We start from the raw sequence: 13,462 nt of genomic DNA, 5'->3' as shown, positions 1-13,462 counted from the left end.
GATGACAGGACACATGCCGACATTTATGCAGCTCCGCGAATCGAAAAAACGCTGCTGAACTCGTCCGCGTTCTTCAGAAGCAACTGGAACTCAGGAGGCGAGTGCCGGCGAATATCCGTTGCCAAGCGCAGGTCCTGAACGGTGTAGCCCACCAGACATCGGCGCACTTCCAGAATTCGGTTCGTTGAACTGCCCAAGTACTCATCCTGCAGCAGTTGGACTTGGCCAGCCGGTAGTTCCGGGTGCGCAACAACTTCCAGCTTCGCGAATTCGTTCCAGTCCCGGTCGACCTCCTTGGTAGCCGGACTGGGTGAGCCTTCAACGGCCCCTTTGCTGATGCGGCCCAGCGCGAAGTCTCTGAAGGCCGTTCGTTGGGAGCACCAGGCTCGAACGTGCCAACGCCGTGCCGCTCTGACGAGGGAGTGAGGGTAGATGAGTCGGTCGTGTCCATCTGGCTGCGCCAATGACCGGTACCGAATCTGCAGACCCACCTGCTTCAGGCACGCCCTCGTCGCAAGGGCGAAGAGTGGCGAGGACACCGGCGACAGGTCCAAGCGGAGGTCCTCAACAGCGAAGCTGCGGGCGGTGGGGCCGACACTCTCAACGAGCCGGAGGTACTCATCGGGTGAGTTGCCGGCAAAACGAGGCTGGAACAGCTTCGTCGGGGTGACCGGTGCATGCGGAGAGGCTCGCGTCAGAGCGGTGCCGTACTCGGCCACAAACGCAGAAAGAAGGCGGCTCGCCTGTACTGCCTGCACACCGAATACTTCGCGCAGCCTGGCGTTGTCGAGCTCACCTTCCCACGTCAGCAATACCTCCATCTCACGCATGCGCTGTTGCGTTGGACTGAGTGGATGGAGCTTGGACATTGTTATCTTGCGTGATAAATTATCCAGGAAGATAATACCCCAAGCGACAGCCAGCCAGAAGCAAGACCGCAGGGAGCGCGAAGTTGAGCCAGGTTGAAAAAGTTGACCCCACGGCGAAGAGCCCCGAGGGACGCACCACGTTCTTCGAGGGTGAGCGCCTGCGCTTCTTCCGTCCGCTCAACAGTGCACGGCGCGAGCTCGTGGCAGCATGCCTGCGAGCGCTGTTCGACCGCCTGCATGGCCCAACTGCGGACTACGCCCACAACCTGACGCGCGAAGCCCTTCGCGAGCTGCTCTTCCCGGTCGTTCGGGAATACCAAAGCTTCGCGGTTGAGGAAGGCGGTGACGACGAGCTCAGTGCACCGGGGACCGACGACCCCCAGGTCTTGGTCAGCATGGTTATCCGAGCGCTGCTCGCTGATGGCTGGCTCGAGCAGTTCGCCGACCGCACGGGGCTGGTGACGGCTTTCCGCTTCTCGCGCCCTGGCAAGCTCTTCGCCGAGGCCATCTGGTCGCTCGACCGGCCAAGCCGCAGCCGACAGCGCAACATGCGGAGCTGCCGCAACGCCCTGGAAGCGGCCCTCTCCGAGCGTGGCGACGCTCACGACCTGGTTGATGCCTACGAGTACGCCGAGAAGGTCATCGAAGACCTGACGGACGGCATCGACTACTTCCAGGAGCTGGTTCGTCACCTGATGCAGGCAGCTTCTGCGCGCAATCAGTGGGCTGAGTTCGGAGAGTTCCTGGACCGCTTCCAGCGCGACTACTCCAAGCAGCTGACCGCAGACAACGCAACCCTGAATCGACAGGCCATCGCCCTGAAGCTCGAGAAGCTCCGGCTGGTGGCCGAGCCCAAATTCAAGCGGATGGACGAGCAACTGCGAGACATCGCGCACTGGGCCGTGAAAGAACACTCCGGCGCATCGGTCTACGAATGGCTGCTCAGTCGCATCGAAGACATCGTCGATGCCGCGTGCCAGTCCAAACAGCCGAGTTTCCTCAAGGCGATGGAGACGTACTTGAAGCGCGTCAACGGCCTGGCGCTGCAGTCGATGATGCTGCGCGCCGGCCAGACTCGACATGCGTACCTGGCCACCATTCAGAAGCTGGCCGAGGCCCCTCGGGAAGAGCAGGACCGGCTGCTCGCGCACGTTGGTCACTATCTGGCACCGGCGGAGGTCCGGGTGCTGGACCCGGCTAGCTTCAAGCTGAAGTCTGCGACGCAGCGACGCAAAGCGGTCGTTGTCTCTATCCGGCCCCGCCCTTCGCGGGAGGAACGACTCGCTGCGGCCTTGGCTCGAGCTGAATCCGAGGCCTTCTCCATCGCCAACGAGGAGGTCGCCCAAGGGTTGCGTGCGGACCTTCGCGTCTTCCAGCACCCCATCCGAGTCTCTGCAATGCCCACCGCGACTGCGCGGGACGTCATCCGCGCCATGCAGGCCGTCGAGGCCGCGCGCAGCGACGTCGGCACCGACCTGGTGACAAAGAAGCTCCCAACCCGACTGGAGAACGAGTTCTACAGCGGCAACGACTACGAAATCTCTCTGAAGAAATGACCATCTCCAGCGTCATCAACGAGCAGCTCGCCCTGGCCAACCTCAAGCAGGACCGGCTGCGCGAAATCCTGACCCGGCTCATGGCCTACGGTGTCATCGTCCGCGATGAAGACCGCGTCGAGCAACTCCTGTACGACGACGCCAGGCGCATCGAGGGCCTGCTAGAGGACTATTTCGATGTCGCCGGCTTCCGCCTGCATCACGACAGCAACAACCAGTTCTACCGGCTGTATGCCGCCGGCGCCGTTGTTGACGGCCTACCCGAAGACGAGTTCGAGGCCACCCCGTCGCTGCGGGCGCGTGTTTCGCCGGACTTCGTAGCGATGGCGTTGGCGCTGCGCTTCCTGTACCAGAACAAGCTGAACTCCGGCGACATTCAGCCGCAGGGAGAAGCTCTCGTCAGCTTCGAGGAAATCGCCGCAACCATGCAAACCCAGCTGAAGCGGCCGCTGCCCAACGGCATGGGCGACAAGATGGCCTTGCTGGCCGAGTTGAAGCGGCATCGCTTGCTGAGCTACTCGGCCGAGTTCGCCATCGCGGATGAAGACGCGCTCCTGGCCATTCGGCCCACCATCCTCGGCATCGTCTCCAACGACGCGCTGAGTGCGGCGCTGGACGCGGACGGGGTTGTCGAGCCGGAGGCGACTGTGCAGGAGGCCGACGAATGAAGGTCGACCGAATGGTTCTTGTGAACTGGGGCCAGCTACGACCCGGCAACTACGAGCTTGGCAACATGACCTTGCTCACCGGCCCCACGGGCGCGGGCAAGTCGACCATGCTGGACGGCCTGCAGACAGTCATGACGGCGGCCTACCAGGGCATCGTCGCCTACAACCCGGGCCAGGAAGAGGTCCAGCCTGGGCAGCGTCGTGGCAAGTCGAAGCGCACGCTCGAGTCCTTCGTGACCGGCGCCGAGTACAGCCTGTTCTCGCGTCCAGCGGGTGCGCACGGGTATGTGGCCGCGGTCTTTCGACCAGGACCGAACGATGGCGCTGCCAAGATGTTCACGGCATTGGTGGGGGTCGCGGCGCGGGTCGACGGCGTCGGCGAACGCCGAGACGCCAAGCTCGAACGGCTGGTGCTCGTCATCGTCGAGGAGGCCGCGTTGTCGGTCGAGGAGTTCTTCGATGACATGGACCAGGGCGTCTGCGTTCCCGTCGAGGAAGTCGTCAAGCGCCTGAAGGCAAAGTACCCAAAGGTCGTCACCTACGACGACCACAAGCGCGACTACCTGTGCGGCATCTACGGTCGGTTCCGAGGTCGCAACTCCATCCCCTGGGACGAAGCTCAGAACGCGGCCAAGGCCTGGTCGCAGTCGATTGCCTACAAGCCCATCGGGTTGGTGCACGACCTGGTGCGCGACGACATCCTCGAGTTCGATGGCAAGCTGCTGCAAGAGAGCATCAGCCGCATCAGCGACCTCATGCGGCAGGTCACCAACCTCAAGCAGGAAGGTAAGCGGCTGGAAGCCACCGTCGGACGTCTGCGCGAGATGAAGGAGCTCATCGGGAAGACGGCGTCGACGTTTGAGTATCAGGTGCAGTACGACCTGCTCCTGGCAAAGATGCAGCTGGCAGCGGACGACGACCGGATTGCGCAGGAACAGAAGCGCATCGGGGACGACATGGAGTTGGTCGAGCGGTACGGGCAGAAGGCCAAGACCGAAGAGCAGCTGAAGAAGGGTGTTGATAGCAGCCGCATCGACATCGCCGCCAAGTTGCGGGGCATCCCCGCCCACACCGAGAAGCAAGCCCTGGATGAACGGCTCGCTCGGGCAAGCTCAGGGGCTCGTACCAAGCTGTCAGAGCTGCACGCCGGTCTGTACTCGGCGGCACAAATCAAGAACGCGGCTGACGGGCTGGTTAGGCGGCCAATCCCCGAGCAGTTCCCGAAGCTGAGGGCTTCCGTAGCCGCGGTGGCACAAGCCATCGCGTCGACCAACGTGGCTCGGTTCAGTGGCTTGCTTGATGCCGTTGTCGACGCCAACCGCGACACCGAGCTGGTCGTCGAGAAGCTGTTCCAGCTGGCCCCGGCCTTCGACGGTGTCGAAGCGGGCCTGGGCGTACTTCAGGCCGCGATGGTCGGCCCCAACGAGAGCGTCCTCACCGCGGTGGCTACGGAGGCCACGGCGCTGAGCCAACGCATCGACACTGCGCGCAGGGACCGCAAGGAACTGGCGGAGCGCAAGGAACGCCTTGCGGCCGGCGCCGGCAACTACAGCCGCGACACGGTGCTGGCTCTGGACCGAATTCGGGAGCGATTGCCCGACGCTGGCGTGCAGGTTCTTTGCGACCTGGTCGAGCCTGTGTCGGACGAGTGGCAGCAGGCCATCGAGGGCTACCTCGACAACGCTCGCTTCAACCTCATCGTGAAGCCGGAGTGGGAAGCTCGAACCATCGACTTCTTGCAGTCTTGGAGCTCTCGGTCGAAGGTCGTGCAAGGTAAGCACTGCCTGGAGCGTGCCGACGCATCGCGTGTTCCACAAAACTCCATCATCCACGAACTGCGCACCGACCACCCGATTGCGAAGGCCTACTTCATCGAGCAGTACGGCTCCGTGGTCAAGGTCAAGGACTCGGCGCAGTTGCGGTTCACGCCTCGCGGGCTGACCAAGGACGGCAAAGGCAGCGGCTCGCGCACGATGTTCGTTGGCGAACGGCGCGACCTGGTCCTCGGGCGCAAGGCGCGGGAGCGTGCGCTTCAAGCGACAACGGAACAGCTGGAGCAGACAGACCGGGAAATCGTGGACCTGGAACGACTCCAAAACGGGCTCGGAGACTTTCGGCGTGTACTGACTGGCTTGCGGGAGCCGACGTTCGACGCGGCGCCACTTTCCGAATTCGCGGGCGACATCGACAGCGTGCGCCGCTCGTTAGCGCAGCTGGACCTGACCGAGGTCGAGCAACTGCGCGCTGAGCTGAAGCGTCTCGAAGACCTGATTGAAGAACACGACCGAGAAATCAAGGCGGCCAACACCTCCGTGGCGCTCGCCAACCAGCGCATGCTGGACGCCGACAAGGTCATCGACCGCATCAAGAACGGCCGCGATGCCCGGTTCCAAGAACGCGAAAGCCAGATTCGGCGGCTGAAGCACCTGTGCGAGGCCAACCCCGAGAAGACGTACACGGTCCTTGCGCAGGAAGTCGATGACCTGCTGTCTTCGAGGACCATCGACGTTCACGGAGTGCAAGTCCGGTTGAACTTTCTGCGCACCCAGCCGGAGAGCTTGCTCGGAGAAGTACGCGAAATGCTGGCCGAGTACAACGCCAGCGTACGCCAGGAAGAGCGGTTCCAGTCGGCATTGCCGCACCACCACGAAGCGACCAGCTTCGACCCGTACTATGGCCCGCTAGTCACGCTCGGCCGAGCAGTCAGTGCTCTCCATGGCGAGCTCGAGAGCATCGGGCTGTACAACAACCGCGCCAAGGTGGAGGAGGCCGAGCGCTCCTTCCACGACGTGTTCACCAAGCAGTTCTGCGTCGAAATCAAGAGCAAGGTGGACGACGGCGTCCGCGCGTTGCGGCAGCTGAACGTCGAGCTCGAGCGGCTGAAGTTCGGCACCGACCGCTTCAGCATCGACTGGTCGAAGTGGGAGCCGGAGTTCCAGGAGTACTACGGGTTCTTTGCTGCAGTCACGGAGCTGGCGGACTTGCCCGAGAGCGTGGACCTCTTTGGAGAGTCCGAGCTGTCACCAAAGCACGTTGAAGTGCGCGACCGGCTGGTGAAGCTGCTTCTCGACCCCGACCATGAACGTGCTGGACGGGAGTTGCTGCGCATCGCCGACTACCGAAACTACCGGCGCTACGAAATCTGGAACGACTCCGACAGCGGTGGACGTATCGCATTGTCGACGTGGGGCACCGGCTCCGGCGGCCAGCTCGAAACTCCCGCCTACATCGTTCGGGCCGCCGTCGTCACGAACCGGCTCAAGCTGTTCGAGAAGGGTGCGAGCCTTCGCATGGTGGCGAGCGATGAGTCGTTCTCCCGCATGGACGAAGCCCGCGCTCGCGCAGTGCTGAAGTACCTGCGCGACAGCCTCGACATCCAGGTCATCAGCGCGATGCCGACCCGCGGCGCCGGTGGCCTGCGACCGGAGTTCGACCGCGAATACAGCTACTCCCGAGTCACCGTGCCGGAAAACGGGGAGCTCGACTTCATCCTGGAGTGCGACGAGCGCGTCTTCAGGAAGGACCGCATGCGTGACCTGTGGGAGAAGCAGCGCGCTGCAGTTCGCGAGCAGGCCAAGCTGGCGTTTGCCGCTGCAGAGCCTGTTGAGGCGCTGGAGCCGCCCAAGTGACGCCTACACCCCTTTGGCTGCAATTCGCTCCGGTGCGCGAGCTGCTGGGGCTGCTCGTCGACCGGCTGGACTCGGCCGAGCAGCGCGGTAGTGCCAAGGCGCAGTCTGTAGCGCTGGGGGAGCGCACGTGGCCCGCCCTCTACAAGTCGCCCATGGAGTCTGCGAAGGAAGACCTGTGGGAGCACGTCGTCGCCATGGCGAAGTGGGGTTGGTTGCAGGTCAAGCCGGAAACGGCACTCAAGTCCCGTTCTGGGTACGCGTCCTCGCCGCGAGTTACGGTCACCGACGAGGAGGCCGTTCGGCGGGCAGTTGGGCGCCCTGAACGGCCGCGCAGTTCCGTCGAACGCTGGCGCGACGCAGTGAACATGGGACTGGAAGCGACCGAAGCGGTTAAGCGTGCGGTCGGCGACTACTGCATCGACATGCCTGACCACTCGATGGCCGAAGTTGTCCATCAGCTGAACCGGCTCCCGGCGTTTGCCGACAAACCCATGCTGCTGCGCGAGGTGTCCTCGCAGCTCTTCTGGGGCATGTCCAAGGTGCTGGACAAGCGGCAAGGCCTTGTCGCCGCAATGCTGGGCGTCGACGACTGTCCGTTCCCGGAGTCGCCCATCCAACTGCAGGTGCACCTGCCTACTACCGGGTACCGCGCCATACTGTTCGTCGAGAACCTCGCGAGCTTTGAGCGGGCCGTGCGCTCGACCAGCGGTGCGTTTGAGGGACTAGCCCTCGTATACGCATCGGGCTTCAAGGGCAGCGCCCAGCGTCTGCGTAGCGCCGGTGGATGTTCGCTGTTCTATTCCAGCAAGGGCGCCCTAGGTGGGGACCTCCGGGTTGCGTTCGAAGCCTGGTTGTTCGGCAAGGTCGCCGTGCCGGCGTACTTTTGGGGTGACCTCGACTGGGCGGGTATGCGCATCCTCTCGGCCATGCGGAGCAGCTTCCAGGGCCTGACTGCTTGGGAGCCTGGCTACGCGCCGATGCTGGAAGCACTCAATGACGGTCGTGGCCATTCGCCTGAGGCTGCCGAAAAGCAGGGGCAGAAGGCTCTGGAAGCGACTGGTTGCAGGTACACCGATGGGCAGCTTCTGCCCACCCTTCGAACGACAGGTCGTTTTGTCGACCAAGAGCAGTTGCCACTGTAGTTGGCAGGAAGGACGAGTGCGTTGGAATGCCCTCAACCAAGCCCTGCTGGATTTCGCAAGGCACTTTTCAGGTGGAGTTCACGCCGAAGTGCTGGCAAAGCGACCCCGGCCAGTGGAGGTCGAGATACCGGATAGGCAGGTGCCGGACAAGTGGCGCGCTGGGCACAGGGCAGATGATGCTGGAGGCCAGAACTTGGCATTCAGCTCGACTACTAATGGGAGGAAGAGCAAAGCATGTGGTCTGACAACGAAACAACGGTTGACTATCTGAATTTCGGCGTCGTCGCTGACGCCTGCGCAAAGCTCCTGCAGCAAGCCAAGGGGACTCCCATCTCTGTCGGCATCTCCGGTGGTTGGGGTGTAGGGAAGACTTCATTGGTGCGCATGATTGAGGGGCGGCTGAAGAATGCCGACACGCCGGGGAAGAACACCTACGTCGTCGTGACGTTCAACCCGTGGCTGTACCAGGATTTCGAGGGTGCTCGGAGTGCTCTACTTCAGCTCGTGGGAGACGAGGTACTTCGCCTTGCGGCGAAGGATGAGACCCTGCTAAAGAAGGCCAAGAAGGTACTGAAGCGCATCAACCTGCTTCGACTGGCCCAGTTGGGTGGCGAAGCTGCAGCGACGCTCTACACGGGGGTTCCCGTCGGCAGCATCGGCTCGGCCATCATGAAGGTTGGCGGATTCTTCGGGCTCGGCGGCAAGGACGATGCCGACGACCCGGACGAGGCCGATGATGACGAGGACAAGGAAATAGCCGGCAAGGAGAAGGGCGATGCCTTACTCAAGCCAGCGGAGCCAGTGTCGCTGCCAAGCGAGATTCAAGCGTTCCGTGATGCTCTCGAGGAGCTGCTTGATGAGCTGAAGGTCACGCTTGTTGTCTTCGTGGATGACTTGGACCGTTGTCTTCCCAAGACCGCCATCTCGACCCTGGAGTCGATACGCCTGCTCCTGTTCCTCAAGCGCAGCGCCTTCGTCATAGCAGCGGACAACGAGTTCATAAAAGGTGCGGTGCGCGTGCACTTCGAGGGTACGGGCATATCGGGGGAGGTCGAGACGAACTACTTCGACAAGCTCATACAGGTGCCCTTGCATGTTCCAAGGCTCGGCACCAACGAGGCGAAGGCCTACTTGGCGCTCCTGCTCATGGAGCGGGCGCACGCAGATGGAATTTTTGACGAGCAGAAGTTCAACGCTGCCAAGAAGGCCATCCCGGAGCGACTGCAAACCAGTTGGCGCGGTGACGCCGTGTCGACCGAATTCCTGCAGGCGCAGGCTGGCTTGGAGAACACACCGATGGTTGCCCTGATGGAGCTGGCCGAGGGCTTGGCGCCGCTGCTGACCACATCCAGTGTGAAGGCCAATCCGCGCTTGATGAAGCGATTCTTGAACACGGTGTACCTCCGCTCGGCATTGGCTGAGCCTCAGGGCATCAAGCTGGACATCCCTGCCCTCGCCAAATGGCATCTTGTTGAGCGATGCAACGAGCCTCTGGCGAACGCCCTGGCTGCCCTTGTGACGTCCGGGTCGGACGGTCGCGTACCTGCACTTCAGGCTGCGGAAGAAGTCGCCAAGGACCCCTCCAAGGCGCTCCCAGACCCGTTCAAGGTCAACGATGAGGCCTTCGCGCGTGAGTGGCTCCAACTGAAACCAGCCCTCGGAGAAATGGACCTGCGTCCCTTGCTGCACCTGAGCCGGGACACTGCAACTCGGGAGTTCGGCGCGGACAACATGACGGCCGCAGGTCGTGCATTGCGGGACGCTTTGGTTGTCGCCACGGCCTCCAACGCGCCGCTGACTGCAGCCATTAAGGCGGTCGATGCCGCGCAGGCTGGGATGGCGATGGCGAGGGCTTGGCAGTTGCGGGCTGGTAAGCGAACCTGGCGCTTGGCCGAAGATGTCACCACACTCATCGAGCCTTGCAAGGTTTTCCCGGAGCTGGCTGTCCAGGCGAGTGAGCTACTAAAGGCGGCTCCCGTCGCCAAGATTGGGCCCGGAATCATCCCTTCGCTGTACGAACAGAGCTGGGCACGGCCCATCTTGGATGCTTGGGAAGCAAGCTCGGCTCTCGACAAGACTGCCAAGAATGCCATTCAGGCCAAGAAGAAGGCGAAGTAATGGGAACCTCAACTTCAAGCTCTGGCGGGAAGGCTGGCTCACCCTTCGACCCCGAATGGCTGACGTCATCCGGGGCAGCAGGAACTGCCGCTGGCGACGATGGCGCTTCTGCTGTTGATGGTGACTCCAGCGGCGAAGGCGGCATCGACGGTCAGGTGGATGGTGGCGCGGAGGGCGTGGTTGACGGGGACTTTGCGCCGAGCCGGCGGTTTGCCGACGCACGAACCAAGATGTCCGCCTACCTCGCTGGGGGTGGTCGCCCGTCGTTGCGCGCAGCGGCGAAGAGCATGGTCACCCGTGGGATGGGTGGGTCGAGCAGGGCAGCTTCGACCATGCGAGGCACGTCGCAAGGAGCTGGTGCCCTTGGCCACTTCTTGGCCTCTGCCCGTGACGGGTCGGACCCACGTGTCGCTGACTGGGTAAGCCATGCCCGCCAGTCGAACATGGCCGCGGACGACCTCATCGTGGAGTTGGTCAAGGAGGTCATGCCGAGCACAGGGAGCATTGATGACGAATCACTGCGCAACGCTGCTGCCGATGCTCTGGGGCAACTCTACGAACTCAACCCCGACATCGACATCTTCAATCTAACCGACGCGCAGATTCACGACGTCATGGCCATCACTATCGCCAACGATGTCTGCAATCGAATGGACCATCAACTCGGGCAGGCGTACGAGAAGCTGAAGTACGACCCCCAGCAGATTCAGTTGTACCGGCAGGACGTCAAGGAGTATGTGCAGTCAGAAGTGCGTGTCGTGATGGAGCGCCACGGGTCTGCTGGACTCGACCCCAAGAGCCTCGCCCATGAGGTGCTGAAGTCGACCTTGGAGGTGTTCGCATCATGATGAAGGTGCTATGCACTTCTGTTGACCATCTGCCGGCAACCCTGCCCGAGGGCGAGCGCGCCTTCACGCTGTTCAAGAGCGCCAAGCGAGCCAGCATTGGAACCATTGCCAAGGGCTGGCGTGGGTCGTTGAAGCGAAAGGGCTTTGCCCCAAGCGCGCAGACCTGGGACTTCGTTCAGTTCTGCCTGGCCGCGTGCGCGGCAGACCTCTGCTGCCCAAGGAGCACCAGCGCTGATGGCTGGACTCGGACGATTGAGCTGACTGTGGCTTTGCACGAGCCGCTTCGTTGGACGCCCTGGAAGGGTCACGCCGAGGCCCTGCTGAAGGTGCTGACCGGGGACTACTGGACGCTGAACTTCGTGGACGGTGGTGTCGCCCCGCCCAACGGCAGGCCACAGCCCTTGGCGCACGACTGCGTCAGCCTCCTGTCTGGCGGTCTCGACAGCCTCATCGGCGGTATCAACCTCGTGTCAGAGGGCCGACGACCGGTTTTCGTGTCCCAGCTGGCTCACGAGGATTCCGACCGGCAGCGACGATACGCCGCGTTGCTTGGCGGCGGCGCGACCCACATGCAGTGGAGCCACGGCATCAGCTTCTCTGGGCGCCGCGAACCCTCGACTCGAGGGCGGTCGCTTGCGTTCTACGCGTTCGCAGTATTGGCAGCATCAAGGATTGCCGATGCGCCGGTGGAGGTCTTCATCCCGGAGAACGGCTTCATCTGCATCAACCCGCCCCTGGTGCCCGGCCGAGTCGCCAGCCTGAGCACTCGCACCACGCACCCGATGTTCATCGCGGAGTTGCAGGCGCTTCTTGATGGACTCGGCATCGGTGTGCGGCTGGAGCTTCCCTATCGGTTCAAGACGAAGGGGGAGATGCTCCGTGAGTGCGCTGACCAGGCCTTGCTCAGCACGGTCGCGTCCGATTCGACGAGCTGCGGGAGGTTCCGGACCTACAACCGGACGCACTGCGGGCGCTGCGTTCCCTGCATGATTCGCAGGGCGGCGTTCCTCGCCTGGGGGCCTGGGCGGGACACGACCGAATATGTGCACCCGTCCGTGGTCGGTTCCGACAAGTCGAGCGGGCCGGATGACCCAATGGCCGCTGCGCTGGCTGTACTGGCGGCCCAGTCAAAGGGGCTCGACCGCTTTCTTGGCGGAACCTTGGCCTTTTCTTCGCTGACTGAGCGACCTGCGTATCGTCGGGTGCTCCACGCGGGGCTTGGTGAACTTGAGGCGCTGCTTCGAGGGGATGGACTGCTTTGATGGACTTTCACTGCCACCTTGACCTCTACCCAGGGGCGAGGGATGTCTACCGCGAAGCGGCGCAGCGGAACGAGTTCACTTGGCTGGTGACGACGAGCCCGAAGGCCTTTGCAGCTACGTCGCGCGCCCTGCCGGCCTCGCCATCCGTACTGATTTCGCCGGGGCTACACCCTGAAATTGCCCATGAACGTGCTGCGGAGCTTGACCTGCTGCTGGAGCAGATGACGGGTGTCAAGGCCGTAGGGGAGGTGGGGCTCGACGGGTCGCCACGGTTTAGGACTCACTACAAGGTGCAGCGGCGCATCTTCCGTGCCGTCATCGCGCGGAGTGCGGAACTGGGTGGGCGCACCTTGAGCATCCATTCCCGTCGGGCGGTCAAGGATGTGCTCGCGGACCTTGATGCGCATCCGGGCTACGGAACGGCAGTCTTGCACTGGTTCTCTGGCAACCAGGCTGAACTGCGAGCTGCCCAAGACCGAGGTTGCTGGTTCAGCATCGGCCCGGCGATGTTCGATTCCGAGAACGGTCGGCGTTTGGCCAGCGCGATGCCACATAACCGGGTGGTGCCGGAAAGCGATGGCCCGTTTGCAACGGTGGGTGGGAAACCAGTGATGCCCTGGAGTGCTCCTGAAACAGCGAAGCGCTTGGCTGAGGTCTGGAACCTGCCGGCAGGCGAGGTTGCCGGCTTGCTCGCACGCAACGGCGCGAGCCTGCGCGTGAGCATGGAGATTTGACGTCACGTCCGCCAGGCGACACCGCAGCCTGCGAGAGCTCCCCCTCCGATGGCGCCCGCGCATCCGTGCGGGCAGGAACCGCCTACTATCCGATGAGGCCAATGAATTTGGCCTTAGGGTCATAGCCACTTACCTGATTGAAAGCGTTGACAGCCTGCTCAACGGCAGTCACGGCTTCAGACGCCTCGTCACCGACGAGTTCGAGCTGTGCCTCGACCTCTCCGCGCTCATCCGAGTCGACCTCTTGCCCGCCGAGCTCTTCCCGCAGCCGTGAGCGCTCGGCAGCAACCAATCGGAGCTGACGCAACCCTTCATTGAGCGCGTCTTTCATCCGCTCATCGCCACGCAAGCCGCTGAAGTGCGACGCTGGGCCGAGATGGTCATCGGTCTGCATGGCATCGAGAACGCCCTTCGAACCGTCGTCCAGTTTTCGAGCTTCGACATACTCAAAGACCTCGTTGTCGATGCAAACCCTGCGCTTGCAGTACATCGACGAGGCGGTGTAGCTGAAGTGCAATGTGTCATCGGACCCAGTGCTGTACGGAATGAAGTGGCTGGCGCCCGGGAGGCAGTTGTACTTGGCTGTCATGTGGATGATTCTCGGTCGGGAGTTGATGAGCGCCGGGAGGCGGTCTG

At 62.9% G+C, this 13,462-nt stretch carries 10 protein-coding genes; 8 read left to right on the top strand and 2 right to left on the bottom strand.

The features are described 5' to 3' along the window. Window positions 1-23: 23 nt before the first annotated feature. Window positions 24-821, bottom strand: coding sequence for a WYL domain-containing protein (locus H4F90_RS11905; protein ID WP_182664850.1), 798 nt, complete (start codon window positions 819-821; stop codon window positions 24-26). Between the two features lie 131 nt (window positions 822-952). Here H4F90_RS11905 and H4F90_RS11900 point away from each other — a divergent pair, with 131 nt between their 5' ends. The 8 genes from H4F90_RS11900 to qatD all read left to right on the top strand — a co-directional run bounded on the left by H4F90_RS11900 (window position 953) and on the right by qatD (window position 12,826). Continuing rightward, window positions 953-2,425, top strand: a complete 1,473-nt coding sequence (locus H4F90_RS11900; RefSeq protein WP_220486149.1) for a Wadjet anti-phage system protein JetA family protein — start codon at window positions 953-955, stop codon at window positions 2,423-2,425. Next, window positions 2,422-3,093, top strand: a complete 672-nt coding sequence (locus tag H4F90_RS11895) for a DUF4194 domain-containing protein (protein ID WP_182664848.1) — start codon at window positions 2,422-2,424, stop codon at window positions 3,091-3,093. The genes H4F90_RS11900 and H4F90_RS11895 overlap by 4 nt, the downstream gene beginning before the upstream one ends. After that, window positions 3,090-6,722 (top strand): SbcC/MukB-like Walker B domain-containing protein, encoded by a 3,633-nt coding sequence (locus H4F90_RS11890; protein ID WP_182664846.1) that lies wholly within the window; start codon window positions 3,090-3,092, stop codon window positions 6,720-6,722. Before H4F90_RS11895 ends, H4F90_RS11890 begins: the two co-directional genes overlap by 4 nt. Window positions 6,723-6,754: 32 nt before the next feature. Further along, complete coding sequence (locus H4F90_RS15650) at window positions 6,755-7,864, top strand: Wadjet anti-phage system protein JetD domain-containing protein (protein ID WP_328700917.1); 1,110 nt, start codon at window positions 6,755-6,757, stop codon at window positions 7,862-7,864. 234 nt (window positions 7,865-8,098) lie between these two features. Beyond that, the gene (locus H4F90_RS11880; protein ID WP_182664844.1) at window positions 8,099-9,982 is read left to right on the top strand and encodes a KAP family P-loop NTPase fold protein; all 1,884 of its coding nucleotides are present in this window, start codon (window positions 8,099-8,101) and stop codon (window positions 9,980-9,982) included. Next, the gene (gene qatB / locus H4F90_RS11875; protein WP_182664842.1) at window positions 9,982-10,830 is read left to right on the top strand and encodes a Qat anti-phage system associated protein QatB; all 849 of its coding nucleotides are present in this window, start codon (window positions 9,982-9,984) and stop codon (window positions 10,828-10,830) included. Before H4F90_RS11880 ends, qatB begins: the two co-directional genes overlap by 1 nt. Then, on the top strand, window positions 10,827-12,092 hold the full coding sequence (qatC, locus tag H4F90_RS11870) for a Qat anti-phage system QueC-like protein QatC (protein ID WP_182664840.1): 1,266 nt from the start codon (window positions 10,827-10,829) through the stop codon (window positions 12,090-12,092). Before qatB ends, qatC begins: the two co-directional genes overlap by 4 nt. Beyond that, on the top strand, window positions 12,092-12,826 hold the full coding sequence (gene qatD / locus H4F90_RS11865) for a Qat anti-phage system TatD family nuclease QatD (RefSeq protein WP_182664838.1): 735 nt from the start codon (window positions 12,092-12,094) through the stop codon (window positions 12,824-12,826). Before qatC ends, qatD begins: the two co-directional genes overlap by 1 nt. Before the next feature lie 85 nt (window positions 12,827-12,911). On the opposite strand, the gene H4F90_RS11860 is transcribed toward qatD, so the two are convergent. Continuing rightward, the gene (locus H4F90_RS11860) at window positions 12,912-13,415 is read right to left on the bottom strand and encodes a hypothetical protein (RefSeq protein WP_182664836.1); all 504 of its coding nucleotides are present in this window, start codon (window positions 13,413-13,415) and stop codon (window positions 12,912-12,914) included. Between the last annotated feature and the right edge of the window lie 47 nt (window positions 13,416-13,462).

It is taken from the genome of Aquariibacter albus, assembly GCF_014145335.1.
GTDB classification, from domain to species: domain Bacteria; phylum Pseudomonadota; class Gammaproteobacteria; order Burkholderiales; family Burkholderiaceae_C; genus Aquariibacter; species Aquariibacter albus.
Note: the sequence above shows the minus strand (reverse complement) of the source record. Positions and strands in the feature narration are given on the sequence as shown.

What these genes read in the sequence shown, in the direction of transcription:
- H4F90_RS11890 (WP_182664846.1), top strand. Translation starts at nt 3,090, where the DNA reads ATGAAGGTCGACCGAATGGTTCTTGTGAACTGGGGCCAGCTACGACCC.
- qatC (WP_182664840.1), top strand. Translation starts at nt 10,827, where the DNA reads ATGATGAAGGTGCTATGCACTTCTGTTGACCATCTGCCGGCAACCCTG.
- H4F90_RS11895 (WP_182664848.1), top strand. Translation starts at nt 2,422, where the DNA reads ATGACCATCTCCAGCGTCATCAACGAGCAGCTCGCCCTGGCCAACCTC.
- H4F90_RS11860 (WP_182664836.1), bottom strand. Translation starts at nt 13,415, where the DNA reads ATGACAGCCAAGTACAACTGCCTCCCGGGCGCCAGCCACTTCATTCCG.
- qatD (WP_182664838.1), top strand. Translation starts at nt 12,092, where the DNA reads ATGGACTTTCACTGCCACCTTGACCTCTACCCAGGGGCGAGGGATGTC.
- H4F90_RS11880 (WP_182664844.1), top strand. Translation starts at nt 8,099, where the DNA reads ATGTGGTCTGACAACGAAACAACGGTTGACTATCTGAATTTCGGCGTC.
- H4F90_RS11905 (WP_182664850.1), bottom strand. Translation starts at nt 821, where the DNA reads ATGGAGGTATTGCTGACGTGGGAAGGTGAGCTCGACAACGCCAGGCTG.
- qatB (WP_182664842.1), top strand. Translation starts at nt 9,982, where the DNA reads ATGGGAACCTCAACTTCAAGCTCTGGCGGGAAGGCTGGCTCACCCTTC.